The organism is Helicobacter pylori (assembly GCF_003637665.1).
GTDB classification, from domain to species: domain Bacteria; phylum Campylobacterota; class Campylobacteria; order Campylobacterales; family Helicobacteraceae; genus Helicobacter; species Helicobacter pylori_CK.
Window position 1 is genome coordinate 54,329 of the sequence record NZ_MVWR01000008.1, and the last position, 15,917, is coordinate 70,245.

Consider the following 15,917-nt stretch of genomic DNA (forward strand, 5'->3'; position numbering starts at 1 on the left):
TTTACAAGGAGTTTTTATGGAAACGATTGATTCGGTGGTGCGTTTGTTATCTAATTTTGTGTGGGGGATTCCCATGCAAATTTTATTAGTGGGCACCGGCTTGTTTTTGACCTTCTATCTTAGGGGTTTGCAATTCAGTAAAATCTTTTATGCAATCAAAATCCTTTTTGATAAAGAGTCCCAATCTAAAGGCGATATTTCGCAATTCTCCGCCCTCATGCTCTCTTTAGGGGCAACTGTAGGCATTGGGAGTATCGTAGGCGTAGCGACCGCTATTAGCATTGCAGGGCCAGGGGCGGTGTTTTGGATGTGGGTTACTGGGCTAGTTGGCATGGCGACTAAATATTCTGAGGGGATTTTAGCCGTGAAATACAGAGAAAAAGGGGCGTTTGGATACAACGGAGGGCCCATGTATTACATTAAAAACGGCCTTAACATGCCCAAACTCGCCATGGCGTTTGCGATTTTTACCATTATTGCAAGCATTGGCACCGGTAACATGACACAATCTAATGCAGTTTCTTCCATTTTAAGCGAACAAGCGAGCTTGCCCAATTGGGTTTCAGGCTTATTGCTCACCCTTTTAACCGCTGTTATTGTCATAGGGGGGATCAAATCCATTGGTAAATTCACTTCTTATTTAGCCCCTATCATGGTGCTTTTATATTTGATCGCTATCATTTATATTATTGTTAGCCATTTTGATTTAGCCATTCAAGCCATCAAGCTTATTTTTGAAGAGGCCTTTAACCCTAAACCCGTTGTGGGCGGAGCGGCAGGTGCGTTGATGACGACGATGATAAAAACGGGCGTGGCTAGGGGGCTGTATTCTAATGAAGCGGGGTTGGGGAGTTCAGCTATCATTGCCGCAAGTGCTCAAACGCACCACCCGGTGCGCCAAGCCTTAGTGTCCATGCTCCAAACTTTTATTGTAACCTTAGTGGTGTGTTCGGCAACAGCGAGCGTGATTTTAATGGCGCCAGAATACAACACCTTGCTCCCTGATGGCACGAAAATGAGCGCTAATTTGCTCACGCTAAAAAGCACGGAGTATTTTCTAGGCTCATTAGGGACGGTGGTGATTTTTTTGACCATGATCTTTTTTGCCTACTCTACGATCATTGGCTGGGCTTATTATGGGGAAAAATGCACTGAATACGCCTTTGGTGAAAAAAAGGTTAAATATTACCGCTTGATCTTTTTAGCGAGTGTCATGGTAGGGGCTATGGCTAAAATTGATTCTGTGTGGAATTTAGCGGATCTGTCTAACGGGCTTATGGCTATCCCTAATTTGATCGCTTTGATTTTATTGCATAAAGTGGTGTATTCTGAGACTCGTTGGTATTTTAGCAAGCACTCCAACAAATAAAATAACATGTTAAAAAGGGCGAGTTTTGTGGAGGTGGACACTTCTTCTTTAAGGCATAATTTTAATGCAGTCAAAAACGCTATCCCTAAAGACGCCCATATCATGGCGGTTGTCAAGGCGAACGCTTATGGGGTGGGGGCGATTAAAGCGAGTGAGGTTTTTTTGCAAGAGGGGGCTAATTATTTAGGGGTAGCGACCTTAGATGAAGCTTTAGAATTGCGTTTTCATTTTCCTAAAACCCCTATTTTGATTTTAGGTTATAGCCCTAATTCTAACGCTCAAATGTTGGTTGATAATCATTTGAGTGCCATGATTTTTAGCCTTGAACAAGCGGAAGTTTTTTCTCAAATAGCTTTAAAATCCAAAAAACGCTTGAAAGTGCATCTCAAAATTGATACCGGGATGCACCGTTTGGGTTTAGAGCCTAATTTTAAAAGCGTAGAAATCATTAAAAAAATCCGCGCTTTAAAGGGTTTGGAAGTGGAGGGGATTTTCACGCATTTAAGCAACGCTGATGCTAACATTAAAACCCATGCTAAAAACCAAATGAAAGCCTTTAACGCTTTTTTAGAACAGCTTTTGGATCAAAAAATAGAGTTCCAATACCGCCATGCTTATAATTCCGCCGGCATCCTTTCTTTGTGCAACAACAATGAAAATCGCTTCTTAAACCTTTATCGCCCAGGGATCATGCTCTATGGCTTCTACCCCTCTAATGAAATGAAAGAATCGTGTCCCACGATCTTAAAAAATGTTGTGAGCCTGAAAGCTCAAATCGTTCAAATCAAACGAGTCAAAAAAGGCGAGTTTGTTGGCTATGGCAAGCATTTTTACACGAATGAAGAAACTTTAGTGGGTGTTTTAGCGCTAGGGTATGCGGACGGGTTAGCGCGCGCTTTAGGCAATCGCATTCAAGTAGCGATCAATAACCAATTAGCCCCTCTTATTGGCAAGGTGTGCATGGATCAGTGCTTTGTCAAACTCAATAATATTCAAGCCAAAGAGGGCGATGAGGTCATCTTGTTTGGGGATAAAAGCGCTAAGGCTAATGACGCAAGCGAGATTGCTGCACTTTTAAACACCATTCCTTATGAAACTATCAGCACTTTATCCAAACGCTTGGAGCGCGTTTATATTTAAAATCAAACCATGCAAAATTTTTATTTTGCGCTAGAATGCGCGAAAAATAAAAATCAGGATTGGCTAAAAAATGAAAAAAGTTTTATTTTTATTAGTAATAGGCTTTTTTGGGGGTTTTTTGAACGCTTCTAGCTTGTATGAAAAACTGATTAATAAAGAAACGATCAGCGTTGGCACAGAAGGCATTTACCCCCCTTTCACTTACCACAATAAAGAAGGCAAGCTCACCGGCTATGATGTGGAAGTGGCTAGGGAGTTGGCTAAAGAGCTTGGCGTGAAAATCAAATTCCACGAAACTTCATGGGATATCATGCTTACAGGTTTGAAATCGGGGCGTTTTGATATGGTCGCTAACCAGGTGAGTTTGACGACTAAAAAGCGCCAAGCGACTTTTGATAAAAGCTTGCCTTATAGCTATTCAGGCACGATCATGCTGGTTAGAAAAGATGAAAACCGCATTAAAGACATTAAAGATATTAAGGGTTTGAGAGCGGCTAACACTTTAAGCTCCACTTATGGGGAAATCGCTTTTAAATACGACGCTCAAATCGTTTCGGTGGATTCTATGGCGCAAGCTTTGTTGCTGGTGGCACAAAAACGAGCCGATTTGACCTTAAATAGTTCTTTAGCGATCTTAAACTACCTTAACACCCACAAAGATAACCCCTTTAAAATCGCATGGGAGTCCAAAGAAAAAGATGGGGGTGCTTCCTTTGTCATTAACAAGCACCAAGAAAAAGCCTTAGAGCTTATCAACCAAGCGATGCAAAGATTGATCAACAAAGGGGTTTTAAAACGCTTAGGCGAACAATTTTTTGGAAAAGATGTCAGCCAACCATAACCTGTCTTTGTTTTTTGAATCTTTAGATTTAAGCAAGGAGCGTTTGGAATTATTATTAGAGGCTTTCTACCCCATGCTAAAAGCCGCTTTTTGCATTTCTTTGCCTTTAGCGGTTATCTCTTTTATTTTGGGCTTATTCATTGCTATTATGGTGGCTCTCATTAAAATCGCACCCCCTAAACATTTCATGCATAAGGCTTTATTAGCGGGCGTGAATTTCTATGTCTCGCTCATTAGAGGCACGCCTTTATTGGTCCAAATCGTGGTGGTGTTTTATGGTTTGCCAGCCCTTGGGGTCTATATGGATCCAATCCCGGCAGGCATTATTGCGTTTTCTTTTAATGTGGGGGCATACGCTTCAGAGACTTTAAGGGCGAGTTTTCTTTCTGTCCCTAAAGATCAATGGGATTCAAGCTTGAGTTTGGGCTTGAATTACTTGCAAACCTTTTGGCATGTCATCTTTTTTCAAGCGCTCAAAGTCGCCACGCCAAGCCTGAGTAACACCTTCATCAGCCTTTTTAAAGAAACTTCTTTGGCGTCTGTGGTAACTATCGCAGAGGTTTTTAGGATCGCGCAGCAAAAAGCGAACGCTAGCTATGACTTTTTGCCTATTTACTTGGAAGCCGCTTTGATTTACTGGCTTTTTTGCTTGGTTTTAGAAGTGATCCAAAAGCGCGTGGAAAAAATCTTAAATTAGGTTGGCTCATTCTAATATTTGATTATAATACAGCCTAAATAATACAAAATAAGGAAATTCCCATGGGTGTGTTCTTGGATAAGACCATTAAAGAAGTGATAGATGAATTGAATGTTCGTTATTTTTTGCCTGACATTCAGCGTGAGTATGTGTGGCTCCAAAAAGCCGATGAAAAAAAGATAGAGCAACTTTTTGACTCCATTCTTAGGGGCTATCCTATTGGCTCTTTTTTATTTTGGAAATTACAAAAAGAGGATATAGCCAAGAGCGATGAACAAGATAGCGATAAACTCAATTTCCAACTCTATCAATTCATTACAAACTACGATGAGCGAAAGCCCCACAATGAAAAAATCCGTATTGAAGAAATCAGGCGTGATGATTTGTCTATTGTCCTAGATGGCCAACAGCGTTTAACCTCGCTTTACATCGGGCTTAAAGGCACTAGAACGCTTAAAAAAAAGAACGCTAGAAACGATAACCCTAACGCTTATGAAGAGAAGCGTTTGTATTTGAACTTGAAACACCAGCCAAACATGGACAACCCAGAAGACAATTACCAGTTTGAATTTCATGCCAAAAAGTCTGAAAACGATAAAGAGCATTTTTGGTTTAAGGTGGGGGATATTTTAGAATTAAAAAGTGTTGTAAATTATACGAGAGAACACAAATTAGGTGGTGAAGAGTCAGAATTACTAGAAAATCTAAAAAATGCTTTTTGCACTGAAAAGCTCATTTCATATTTTGAAGAAACAGAAAAAGATCTTGATAAAGTTTTAAATATTTTTATCCGTGTCAATAGCGGCGGGGTTAAGTTAAGCTATTCTGATTTATTGATGTCTATTTTGACAGCAAGCTTTTCAAGCGATATTAGAGAAAGAATGAATGAGCTAGTGGATACCTTAAAAGACAAAGGCTTTTCAAACATGGGGCAAGACTAGGTGCTAAAAACTTGCTTGCTTCTAGTTGGTAGCAACACTGAGTTTAAATTAAAAAATTTTAATAAAAAGAATATCAAAAAAATTGAAGACAATTGGGAAAAAATTACAGAAAGCATTTATAATGCTGCAAAACTATTAGAAACTTTTGGTTATGCCGGCTATTTAAGCTCGGCGTATATTTTATCTAGTCTAGCCTATTTTTATTTTTTAAATTCAAAAATGAATGAGAACGATAAGGAACAAGCCCTAAAATTTGTCCGTAACGCTCAAATCACAAGTTATTTTAGTAACTCAATAGATACAAAATTAAACAACATAGCCAATAGCATGAAAGATGCGCAAACTTTTGAATCATTCAACCACAATTTAGCCAAACATGAAAAAAATCCTTTAAAAATCACTAACGATATGATAGAAGAGAAGGTGTTGTATTCTCAATACGGCGATTCTCAAGTCTTTCCTATCTTGCAAATCTTATACCCAAACTTGAACTACAAAACCAACACTTTTCATATAGACCATATTTATCCAAAGTCCAAGTTTAAAAAAAATAAAAAATTAAATAAAGATTTCTATGAGCGTGGGAATCATTTATACAATCTCCAACTTTTAGAAGGCACAGAGAACCAAGCCAAAAAGGATAAAGACCCAGAAAGTTGGCTCAAAGAAGAATATAAAGATAATCAACAAGCCATAGAAGGGTATAAAGAAAGAAATTACATTGACCCTAAACTAAAATTAGAATGGGAAAATATAAAGGAATTTCGTGAAAAAAGAGAAGAAGCTATCATTAAAACATTAAAGGAAGTGTTATTGCCCAAGTCTTAATAGGAGTGTTTTTTTGGCTGATACAATCAAGTAAGCGTTTAAAACGGGTAAAACAAAATTTAAACTCGTTTAAGTCATGCTTAATGATAAAAAAGATAGAATGAATCACTTTTTGAACGATAATCAAATTTCATTTAACGCTTATTATTTAAAAAATGCTCTTAAGGTGTGAGATAGTTATATAAAATCAATCTTTATCCATCTTAGTTTCAAAATGAAAAATTTAAAATAGGGCGATAGCCTTAGTGAAAGGATGATCAATAAAACATTTAGGCAAAAAAGAGGTAAAAACCTTAGGGTTGTCTTCGCTTGGTGGGACTTTAGAATTTTACGATTTTATCATCTTTGTATTTTTTACGAGTATCATTGCCAAACACTTTTTCCCGAACACGCTTAGCCCTATCTGGTCTGAAATCAACACTTATGGTATCTTTGCTGCAGGTTATCTGGCGCGCCCGCTTGGTGGCATAGTGATGGCCCACTTTGGGGATAGATTCGGTCGTAAAAACATGTTCATGCTCTCTATTTTATTAATGGTGATCCCAACCTTTGCGTTAGCTTTGATGCCAACTTTTGATCATTTGGTGGGTTTTGGCGTGGATAGCATGGGGCTTACCCCTAAAAACGCTCATTATCTTGGTTACATAGCTCCTGTTTTTTTGGTGCTTGTTAGGATTTGTCAAGGCGTCGCTGTGGGTGGTGAATTGCCTGGCGCTTGGGTTTTTGTCCATGAACATGCCCCACAAGGACAAAAAAACACTTATATCGGTTTTTTAACCGCTTCCGTAGTTTCTGGGATTTTGCTTGGGAGTTTGGTTTATATCGGGATTTACATGGTTTTTGACAAGCCTGTTGTTGAAGCTTGGGCTTGGCGGGTTGCTTTTGGGCTTGGAGGGATTTTTGGTATCATTTCTGTGTATTTGAGGCGCTTTTTAGAAGAAACTCCTGTTTTTCAGCAAATGAAGCAAGACGATGCATTAGTCAAATTCCCGCTTAAAGAGGTGTTTAAAAATTCCCTCTTTGGTATATCAATCTCCATGCTTATCACTTGGGTTTTAACCGCTTGTATTTTGATTTTTATCCTTTTTATTCCCAATTTTACCCTTACGCATCCCAATTTTCATTTCACTCCGTTTGAAAAAACCTATTTTCAAATTTTAGGACTTGTTGGTATTGTAAGTTCTATTATTTTAACCGGGTTTTTGGCCGATAAAATCAAACCGCACAAAGTTTGCATGGCTTTTAGCGTGGCCTTTGCCTTTTTTGGCTTTTTATTCTTTAAGGAATTTTATTCTAACGCGCCAAGTTTAGTCAATACCATAATTTTATACTTTTTAGCTTGCTTTTGCGCGGGCATTATGAATTTTTGCCCCATTTTTATGAGCGATGTGTTTAGCGCTAGAATCCGTTTTAGCGGGATTTCCTTTGCTTATAACATAGCCTATGCTATAACCGCTGGCTTTACCCCTCAACTTTCAAGCTGGTTGAATGCAAAAGCTATAGTAGCGCCTGAAAGCTTGCAAAGTTATGGTTTAAGCTTTTATATCCTCATAGTTTCTTTAATTGCTTTTATTACATCGCTTTTAATGGCGCCAATTTACCACAAATCCAGTGATACCGAAGTGTCGCCCACAGCATGAAAGAAGCGCAAACCTTTGAATCATTCAACCAAAACTTAGCCGGTAGCGTTGGTGGGTTTTGGTGATGATAAAATTTTTTCGTTTTGGAACTCATTTTATTGTAAAACTCTTAAGGGGGTGGGGGGATATTATATTCCCCTCTGCAATCTCATTAAAATCCCCTAACCCCTGTTTTTATTGGAGTAAGTGGTGATGAAATCCAATAACAAATCTATCCCCCCACCATAGCTCAATTGCTGGACTTTTTGGTTAGTGGCTTTAGCGTAGTTGTATTTGATGATGCCATAATAAGCCAACCCTATAAAATCATTAAAGTAGTTTTGATAGCCTATTTTAGCTTTAACCCCTAAAATAGGGATTCTAAAACTTTGCGATGCGCTTGAAAAACAAAATTTTAACAACAAGCGTTTGTTTTAGGGATTATTTAAAAATTAATCAGGTTGTGTTAATCAAAGTTTGGTAGGGAAATTATTGCTTGAGCATGTGTCAAATGGATGCGCCAATCAAGACAGAATCTTTTCCATAAAAAGAGTGGGGAAAATCAAAGTCTCTTCGCCCAACTCCACCACGCAATCCTCTTCTTTGATTTGCACAAAACCCAGCTTTTGATAGAGGTTGCATGCCTTAATCTGACTCTTGCTCACATGCAGAGAGATTTTAGTATAGCCTTTAACAAAAGCGTATCGTTCCACGCTCTCATAGAGTTTTTGACCCAACCCTTGGGATTGATAAGCGCTATTTATGTGGAATTTGCACAGCTCTGCTTCTGTTTGATTGATAGGATTAAGCCCACAAATCCCAATGAGCTTTTTATCCTCTCTCATTCCAAAAAATTCCCCGCCATTCTCGCGCAATTTTTGAACGAACTCGCTAATGTTAGGCAAAAGATCCAAGCGTTGGATAAACCCTAAAGGGTTATCAGCGATGCGCTTGGCATAAAATTCTTCTAATTCAGTGGGGTATTTGGGCGAAAAAACTTTGATGGTCATGATTAACTTTTTAAAACCCTTTTTGATTATCCCACAAGCGGATATGAAGCCTATCGCTCAGCCTGAAACCATGCTTTATGGCTAGGGGGGCTAGGGTTTTGAGGTTTTTGTCTAGCTCGTTGTTATTTGTGCCTAAGGGCATTAAAAAGATTTCATTATTTTTTAAGGAGAGTTGTTTCAAAAGGTTTTGAATTTCTATAATAGATTGAGCGGCGTTTTGACTCTCTAAAACAAATTTAAAATGCACGCTTTTAGCGTTATCTAAAATGTTTTGTAGGGCTTTGAGGTTGATTCGTTTGTTTTCTTTTTCTAAAGAAAGAGAGAGCTTGACGCTTAAGGTGAAATGCAATTCTTTTAAAATAGGGCTAAATTCAAAAAAAATAGAACCATTACTCTCTACACATAAAGGGATTTTTTGGCGATAAAAATGCTCTAAAACGCTCAATAAAATAGGGTTATTAAAATACAAGCTTGGCTCCCCGCCTGTGAGAATGAAATCAAAATTCTTGTGATTGGGGGTTAAGTTGGCTAATCGCTCAATCAAGGAACTAGGCTCATTATAATAATCCCAAGATGTTTTAAATTTAGGATGCACCGCATACAAACTATCGCAACCTGTTAGGATTTCATCATTGAATAAGGTTTTACAATTAAAGCCCTTGCATGAAAGGTTACACCCCCCTAAGCGCAAAAAAAGACTGGGCTTGCCTGTCCTTTTTCCTTCACCCTGTAAGGAAAAAAAGCTCTCAACGACCGGGAGTTTCATGGGATTTGGTGTAAGGGCTTAGCGTGAAAAAAGCATTTTTCTTCATCACTAATGATTTTATCAAAAAAGTCCTTATCATGCCACAAACTTTGAATGCCTTGTGAAAAAGAGACGCAATGATCATGCACTAAAGATTTAAAATGAGGGTTTTCTAAATCGTTTAAAAAGCTTTCAGCGTAGCCGTTTTTAGTCTCATGCACGCGTACGCTAGAGACTTTTAACTCCCCTTCATTATTAGAAAAAACGCTTTTTTGTAAAATCCTTGTCAAGTAATATAAAAACATGAGAGCGTAACTCTCCGCGCTCAAATTAAACGAGCATTTCACGTAACGAACGCAGTTGGTTTCTATAAAACGCTGAAACTCAAGACTTTCTTTATCCCAAAAATGATGGGCATGATCAAAGGAGTCTATAAAGGTTTGCATTTCTTGTTGCATCAGCCCAAAATCTAATGCCATGTTCGCATTATCCAAGCGGTTGGTTTCAATAAAGACTTCCACTTCATAATTATGCCCATGGATATTTTGAGCGCATTTTAAAGAAGAGCAATTGCGCACCACATGGCTAGCGCAAAATTTATACAATCGCCTGATAACCATTTCATTGCCTATAACATGGCTGATAAAGGGGCAGTCTTAAATTATAGTAGTAGCGTTCAGGGCGGTTAAAATCAATGCGTTTGATCGTGCTTTTAATCAAATCCCTATAGAGCATCTGATAGCCACAAGTCCTCCCGCTCACGCTCCCATCCACATATAAAACCCGTTTTTGCAACACCACATCATACCAATCTAAAATAAAATGCGAATTAGTGCTCATTAAAATTTGCTCGCTAAAGCCATTGATAGCGTAGTAATCCGTAGGGGTTTGGGAGCAATAAAACTGCCCCCCAAGAAAATAACAAGGCTTATTGACTTGATCAATCAGTTGGTAATTGTATTGATAAAACGGCACAGCTGAGATATTACGGACAATGCGCGCATAGATCACATTTTTGGCTTTATCTAATGGGAATTCCGCTTGCGTGAAGACATTGTAAAAGCCTAATTTTTGCAATTCATAAACAATCACATTGATATAATAAGAAGTCATCGCATCGCTTCTGTCATAAGCCACCACGATAGTGGAATTATAGTTGAACAAATAATCCCCTGTAACTTCTGAATAATACCCCATGTGCAAGCGGTGCTGGCATGCGCTAAAGAAAAAAAACACCCCAACAATTAGCCCTAAAAAAGCCAAGCGGTGATTTTTACTCACTTTAACATTCCCTCATGCCAAGATTCCAAGCTTTTTAGATCATCATAACTGGTTAAGTCTAAATTTAAAGGCGTGATAGAAACATGGTTTGAAGCGATAGCGTCAAAATCAGAGAGCCTGTCTTCATTTTCGCGCTTTTGCCATTCTAAAGGGTGTAACCCTAGCCAAAAATAGCTTTCATTTTTGGGGTCTGTGCGCTTATGCACTTCTTTTTTATACAACCTATAGCCCTTAGGGGTGATGCATTCGCCCTTATATTCTTGTAAGGAGCAATTAGGGACATTCACATTCAGGAGTTTGCGCCCTTTTAAAGGGTAGCCGTTTGTGAAAATGTTTTGGACTAAATCCTGGATGATCTTTTGAGCCAGATCAAAATTTAGGGGCGTGTTTTTGTTTTTGTTAGAAAGGATTTGAGAAATCGCAATGGAAGGCACGCCCTGAATGGTGCCTTCAATCGCTCCGGCCACCGTTCCTGAATAAATCGTGTCTTCGCCCATGTTAGATCCAAGATTGATCCCTGAAATCACCAAATCAAAACAAACATGTTTGAAAAGCTCATTGATCGCCAGATACACGCAATCGCTTGGCGTGCCATCATCAATCCTGTAATGCCGGCCTTCTTTGCCCTTAATTTTCTCCGCTCTCAAAGGCGCGGTGATCGTGATGCATTGCGAGCATGCGCTTTTTTCATGCTTGGGGGCGACCACATAAATTTCTGCCATTTCTTCTAAAGCTTGTTCTAAAGCTTTAATGCCTTTTGCATGGTAGCCATCATCATTGGTGAGTAGAATTTTTTTCATGTTTTGCCTTTAAATAGAGTGTTCAATAATGCGTTTAAATTTTCTTGCAATAAAGGATAAGCGGGTTTTAGTAGATTTAAATCGTTTAAAACTTCTGTTTTTAAAGTTTGGGCGTAATCGCTTGCCTTTTTTAGCCCCAATAAATTCACAAAGCTGTTTTTAGCACTGTCTAAATGAGTGGTTTTACCGCTTTCTTTTTCATCTTGCGTAACATCTATAATATCATCTAACACTTGAAAACAAAGACCCGTTTTTAACCCAAAAGCCTGAAGCCATTTAAAAAGCTCTTCATCTTTAATACCGCTTGCAACAAGCCCCATAATCAGACTTGCGCTAATCAATTTAGCGGTTTTATGCTCGTGTAAGAAAGTGAGTTGTTCTAAATTTAAGGGCGTGTTTTCAAAATAGCAATCCAAAGCCTGCCCTAAGATCATGCCTTTAATCCCCCCATTAGCACTTAAGATTTTGACTAATTCCACAATGATATGGCTTTCTAGTAAAGCGTTTGAAAGCAATTCAAAAGAATAAGTGTTGAGCGCATCGCCGATTAAAACGGCTGTAGTTTCATCGTATTTAGCGTGTAAAGTGGGGTGGTTTCTCCTTAAAGCGGCATTATCCATGCATGGCAAATCGTCATGGATGAGCGAATAAGTGTGCAAGCATTCAATGCTTAAAGCGATTTTAAAATATTCTGTTTGTTGGTTAGAATAATCTTTTTGACCCACTAAAGAGCAAAGCACGGCTAAAAAAAGCTTGGGGCGGAACCTTTTACCCCCATTAAGCACCATTTCAAAAAAGGCTTTTTCCAAATGAGGGTGGAAGCTTTCAAGGTGTAAATGATGGTGGTTTAAAAAGCTTTCAAAACGCTCGCACTCATTATGATAAAAGGATAAATTAGGGCTATTCATGCCTAGAATTATAACCTAAGATTTTAAGAGTTGCATAAATTCAGCTCTGGTTTTAGGGTCTTTTTTAAAGAGGCCTCTTAGAACGCTTGTTTTAATGATCGCATTTTGCTTTTGCACCCCTTGCATGCTCATGCACAAATGCTTGGCTTCACAAACCACGATCACGCCCCTTGGCTCTATGATTTCATCAAAGGTTTCTGCAATTTGAGTGGTCAGCCTTTCTTGGATCTGCAAGCGTCTGCTATAAATTTCAATGAGTTTAGCGATCGCGCTAATGCCTACAATCTTTTCCTTAGGGATATATCCCACGCTAATATTCCCAAAAAAAGGGAGCAAATGGTGCTCGCAAGTGGAGTAAAATTCAATGTTTTGAGCCACTATCATTTCATCGCAAACGCCTTGAAAATACGCGCTTTTTAAAGCCACTTTAGGATCTTCTTTATAGCCTTTATACAAGAATTTCCATAATTCTTGAACCCTTTTAGGCGTCTTTTTTAGACCTTCTCTATTTTTATCTTCGCCGATATTTTCAAAAAATTGGTTGAAAAAATTTTCCATTTAGATCACACGCTTTCTTAAGGATTGGATACGATTTTTAACGCTAGGGTGGGTGCTAAACATTTCAGCGTTAAAAAGATAGGCCGCTGATCGGGTGCTATTTTTATCTATTTCTTTATAATCGTTATTGGTGTAATCGTTAGAAATTTTTTGTAAGGCTCTAATCATGGGCTTATTGTCATGCATTAAAAACGCCGCCCCGCTATCGGCCATGTATTCTCGTGTGCGGCTCAAATACATTTGCAAAATAAGCGTTAAAAAAGGCAAAACGATCTGTAAGAGTAATAAAATCATTCGGGCTAAATTCGCCCCACTATTCTTGCGATTCCCCATGAAAAAATACACGCTAAAATTAGCCACTAACAGCATGATATTGCTTAAAATCCCCACGCACATGGTCAAGCGGATGTCGTTGTGCCTGATGTGGCTGAGCTCATGAGCGATCACGGCTTTCAATTCATCTCTATCCAACCTCTCTATTAAAGCGCTTGTAAGAGCGATAAGAGAATTAGATTCATCCCACCCGCTCGCAAAAGCGTTCATGTAAGGGGCGTTAATGATATAAAGCTTCGGTTCAAAATGAAGCTTAGCTTCTTCTAAAAGCTCTAACAAAAGGCGATGGATTTGATTTTCTTTAGAGCTTAAAACCTTGCTTGGGTCAATAAGCTTGTATTCATCACCGCTTAACATGATAGAGCTAAAATTTTGGATACAAACAAGAATAATGACAAAAGCCGCTAAAAACATGATAATGGTGATTGCAGGAAAAATTTGAAAAGTGATGAGTTTAAAAAGGGCTATGCCTAAATCATTAGCGTTGATTCTAATAGCATCCACCAATAACCCGATAAAAGCAAAAATCACGCAATAAGTCGCTAAAACCGCGTTCGTTTTGATTCTGTTTTGCGCGATAATCTTTTCAAAATTCGTCATTATTTTCTCCTTTCTCATGCTTGATTTCTTTGAGCAATGCGCTCGCATAACTCCCTTTAGGCAAGTAAAATCCCAATTCAAATTGCGCTTTTTCTTTGATATATTGAGAAGTTACATTTTCTGCAAACACCCAAAAAAACCGCCTGGATCCTAGCGTTTTAGCATGGCTGCTTAAAAGGTTATGCTGGAATTCTTTTTCAATTTCTAAACTCAAGTTTTTTGCATAAAGAGCTTTTTTGCCGTCTAGTAACCCCGTAGGCGCAACTTCTTTGTTCAAAAACCTTTCGCCCTCTTTTTCTAATTTTAAAGCGTCAAAAAACTTCCCATAAGGGTAATGGCACATCACATCGCCTTCTAAGATTTTAAAGGGGTGGGCTTGGTTTTTAAAGGCTTTTAGAGTGTTTGAATCAACGCTTAAATTGTTTTGTTTAAAAAATTCTAAATTTTCTTTTAGGCTAAAATCACTAATGATTTTACTGATTTCTAATCGTTTGCTTAAAAGCGAATTAAACAAATAACTTTGATAGCTTGAAATTAAAAAAGCGTTTAATTTTTGATGGGCGAATTTCGTTTGATTTTGTAAGATTTTTAAACCCTCTTGGTGGTTGTCATTGAACTTCCCAAAGCGTTGCGAGCCAAAATAATTAGGCATGCCAAACTGCGCGATTTGTTCTAAAACCTGCTCTGTTTTTTGAGCGTTTAGGGGGGTCATTTTTTTAAAACGCATAAAAAAGCGATTCCCTTTCAAATGCCCTAATTTGATTTTATTATGATGGTAATTCAAAGACAGGATTTTAAGATTTTTTTCTTGAAAGTTACTCGTGTTTTTTTCTAATAAAGGGGCGTATTTTTTAGGGAGTGAGATGAATTGAGTCGTCAGCGCATTTTTATCTTTCAAGCCCGCATAACCCAATTCAGCGATTTTTACCCCTAAAATTTGAGAAAAAATGTGAAGCATTTCCAAAGTGCTTAAACCGCTTTTTCTCACTTGAATAACGGCATGTTCGCCTGTGTTGCTAAACTCATACAAAGGCACTTCATGCACGCAAAAATCCCTAGCGCTAGAATTGAAATGAAAATCAATGCTCGCATGGTTATAAGCGTGCAATAGGGGCATAAAATTTAAATTCATGCTTTGATCCTTGAATTAAACGCCCTTGAGAGCGAAACGGAGTCAATGTTTTCAAAATTCACTCCAATAGGCACGCCTTGAGCGATTTTGGTGAAAGTGAGGTGGAATCGTTGTAATTTATCTTCAATATAAAGCATTAGAGAATCATTAGCTAAAGTGGGAGGGAAAGCAAAAATGATTTCTTTAATGTCTTCTTCAATCAGGCGTTTTTCTAGGGCGTTAAAATCCACTTCTTCTATAGAATTTAACACAAAATAGCGCCCTAAAAAATCCTTTAAGTCTTCTAAAATAAACACATCTCTTGGGTGTAAAACCATGCAAAGCTGAGAATTTTGTCGGCTCTCATCAGAACAAATCTCACAAACCTCACTCTCGCTGAGCGCGTTACAAGATGCGCATGTTTTAAGGTTTTCTAGGGCGTTCTCTAAAGCGTGCGTGATTTTGAGCGCCAGATAGGGGTTTTCCAAACCCAAATGATACGCCATTTTAAAGGCGGACTTTTTACCCACATTGGGGATTTTTTCTAAACAATCCACTAAATTTAAAAAGTGATTCAAGCTGTTTTTATAAGTATTCATTTTGTTAGTATATCAAACTTAACTTGACTTGAAAGCCACTAAAAGGGCTTTTATTGTTTTTTAAAAGAGGGTTTAATATGAAAAAGCGCTCATCAAGCGTTTAAATAAAAACGCTATCATGTGTTATCTCAAACTAAAGGAATACTATGCCGTTTATCAATATCAAACTTGTGCCAGAAAATGGAGAGCCAACAAACGAGCAAAAACAGCAATTGATTGAAGGGGTTTCAGAGTTGATGGTTAAGGTGTTAAACAAAAATAAGGCTTCTGTTGTGGTCATTATAGATGAGGTGGATCCTAATAATTATGGTCTTGGGGGCGAGAGCGTCCATCATTTGAGGCAAAAAAACTAAAGAGTTTTTAAAATTCAAAGGTTGCGGTGTGCTAACATTTAAGGGGTGTCTGTTCCCTTACCCCCCTAAAAACTATAAACATAACTCACATTAAACGCCACAAGGCGTTTAAAAAACAAAGAAGTGTTCAACCCTTTGCCATGCGTTTCATAAAAGGAATTGACCGCTAAAGGGATTTTTAAGC

At 38.2% G+C, this 15,917-nt stretch carries 18 protein-coding genes and 1 pseudogene; 7 read left to right on the forward strand and 12 right to left on the reverse strand.

From position 1 onward, the window contains the following. The first annotated feature begins 16 nt into the window (after nucleotides 1-16). From EAL49_RS06065 to EAL49_RS06095, 6 genes and pseudogenes are all read left to right on the forward strand, one after another. On the forward strand, nucleotides 17-1,369 hold the full coding sequence (locus EAL49_RS06065) for an alanine/glycine:cation symporter family protein (RefSeq protein ID WP_120829494.1): 1,353 nt from the start codon (nucleotides 17-19) through the stop codon (nucleotides 1,367-1,369). Between the two features lie 6 nt (nucleotides 1,370-1,375). After that, entirely contained in the window at nucleotides 1,376-2,509 is a 1,134-nt protein-coding gene (alr, locus tag EAL49_RS06070) for an alanine racemase (protein WP_120829495.1), read from the forward strand. A gap of 70 nt (nucleotides 2,510-2,579) precedes the next feature. Beyond that, entirely contained in the window at nucleotides 2,580-3,350 is a 771-nt protein-coding gene (locus EAL49_RS06075) for an amino acid ABC transporter substrate-binding protein (RefSeq protein ID WP_120829496.1), read from the forward strand. Beyond that, complete coding sequence (locus EAL49_RS06080) at nucleotides 3,334-4,047, forward strand: amino acid ABC transporter permease (RefSeq protein ID WP_120829497.1); 714 nt, start codon at nucleotides 3,334-3,336, stop codon at nucleotides 4,045-4,047. The genes EAL49_RS06075 and EAL49_RS06080 overlap by 17 nt, the downstream gene beginning before the upstream one ends. A gap of 62 nt (nucleotides 4,048-4,109) precedes the next feature. After that, nucleotides 4,110-5,816, forward strand: a pseudogene (locus EAL49_RS08320) (DUF262 domain-containing protein). A gap of 260 nt (nucleotides 5,817-6,076) precedes the next feature. Next, nucleotides 6,077-7,456 carry an MFS transporter gene (locus EAL49_RS06095; protein WP_120829500.1) on the forward strand — a complete coding sequence of 460 codons (1,380 nt, stop codon included), beginning with the start codon at nucleotides 6,077-6,079 and terminating at the stop codon, nucleotides 7,454-7,456. A 161-nt stretch (nucleotides 7,457-7,617) separates the two neighbouring features. Here the strand turns inward: EAL49_RS06095 and EAL49_RS06100 are convergent, their stop codons facing one another. The 11 genes from EAL49_RS06100 to recR form a co-directional block, all read right to left on the reverse strand. Then, nucleotides 7,618-7,857, reverse strand: a complete 240-nt coding sequence (locus EAL49_RS06100) for an outer membrane beta-barrel protein (RefSeq protein WP_240461656.1) — start codon at nucleotides 7,855-7,857, stop codon at nucleotides 7,618-7,620. A 102-nt stretch (nucleotides 7,858-7,959) separates the two neighbouring features. Beyond that, nucleotides 7,960-8,445: a GNAT family N-acetyltransferase gene (locus EAL49_RS06105; protein ID WP_120829502.1), complete on the reverse strand. Its 486-nt coding sequence runs from the start codon at nucleotides 8,443-8,445 to the stop codon at nucleotides 7,960-7,962. Between the two features lie 10 nt (nucleotides 8,446-8,455). Then, nucleotides 8,456-9,211, reverse strand: a complete 756-nt coding sequence (locus EAL49_RS06110) for a 7-carboxy-7-deazaguanine synthase QueE (RefSeq protein WP_120829503.1) — start codon at nucleotides 9,209-9,211, stop codon at nucleotides 8,456-8,458. Further along, complete coding sequence (locus tag EAL49_RS06115) at nucleotides 9,208-9,810, reverse strand: 6-pyruvoyl trahydropterin synthase family protein (protein ID WP_120829504.1); 603 nt, start codon at nucleotides 9,808-9,810, stop codon at nucleotides 9,208-9,210. The genes EAL49_RS06110 and EAL49_RS06115 overlap by 4 nt, the downstream gene beginning before the upstream one ends. Before the next feature lies 1 nt (nucleotide 9,811). Continuing rightward, the gene (locus EAL49_RS06120) at nucleotides 9,812-10,471 is read right to left on the reverse strand and encodes a hypothetical protein (RefSeq protein WP_120829505.1); all 660 of its coding nucleotides are present in this window, start codon (nucleotides 10,469-10,471) and stop codon (nucleotides 9,812-9,814) included. After that, nucleotides 10,468-11,271 carry a 5'/3'-nucleotidase SurE gene (surE, locus tag EAL49_RS06125; RefSeq protein WP_120829506.1) on the reverse strand — a complete coding sequence of 268 codons (804 nt, stop codon included), beginning with the start codon at nucleotides 11,269-11,271 and terminating at the stop codon, nucleotides 10,468-10,470. Before surE ends, EAL49_RS06120 begins: the two co-directional genes overlap by 4 nt. After that, nucleotides 11,268-12,179 carry a polyprenyl synthetase family protein gene (locus EAL49_RS06130; RefSeq protein ID WP_120829507.1) on the reverse strand — a complete coding sequence of 304 codons (912 nt, stop codon included), beginning with the start codon at nucleotides 12,177-12,179 and terminating at the stop codon, nucleotides 11,268-11,270. Before EAL49_RS06130 ends, surE begins: the two co-directional genes overlap by 4 nt. Before the next feature lie 15 nt (nucleotides 12,180-12,194). Beyond that, entirely contained in the window at nucleotides 12,195-12,737 is a 543-nt protein-coding gene (folE, locus tag EAL49_RS06135) for a GTP cyclohydrolase I FolE (protein WP_120829508.1), read from the reverse strand. Beyond that, on the reverse strand, nucleotides 12,738-13,670 hold the full coding sequence (gene htpX / locus EAL49_RS06140) for a zinc metalloprotease HtpX (RefSeq protein ID WP_038417793.1): 933 nt from the start codon (nucleotides 13,668-13,670) through the stop codon (nucleotides 12,738-12,740). Then, the gene (truD, locus tag EAL49_RS06145) at nucleotides 13,657-14,802 is read right to left on the reverse strand and encodes a tRNA pseudouridine(13) synthase TruD (RefSeq protein WP_120829509.1); all 1,146 of its coding nucleotides are present in this window, start codon (nucleotides 14,800-14,802) and stop codon (nucleotides 13,657-13,659) included. The genes htpX and truD overlap by 14 nt, the downstream gene beginning before the upstream one ends. After that, the gene (recR, locus tag EAL49_RS06150) at nucleotides 14,799-15,380 is read right to left on the reverse strand and encodes a recombination mediator RecR (RefSeq protein WP_120829510.1); all 582 of its coding nucleotides are present in this window, start codon (nucleotides 15,378-15,380) and stop codon (nucleotides 14,799-14,801) included. The genes truD and recR overlap by 4 nt, the downstream gene beginning before the upstream one ends. A gap of 146 nt (nucleotides 15,381-15,526) precedes the next feature. Between recR and EAL49_RS06155 the strand changes: the two genes are divergently transcribed. Continuing rightward, on the forward strand, nucleotides 15,527-15,733 hold the full coding sequence (locus EAL49_RS06155; RefSeq protein WP_120829511.1) for a 2-hydroxymuconate tautomerase family protein: 207 nt from the start codon (nucleotides 15,527-15,529) through the stop codon (nucleotides 15,731-15,733). Between the two features lie 65 nt (nucleotides 15,734-15,798). On the opposite strand, the gene EAL49_RS06160 is transcribed toward EAL49_RS06155, so the two are convergent. Continuing rightward, nucleotides 15,799-15,917: outer membrane beta-barrel protein (locus EAL49_RS06160; protein WP_120829512.1), on the reverse strand; the 119-nt coding region annotated here is incomplete at its 5' end.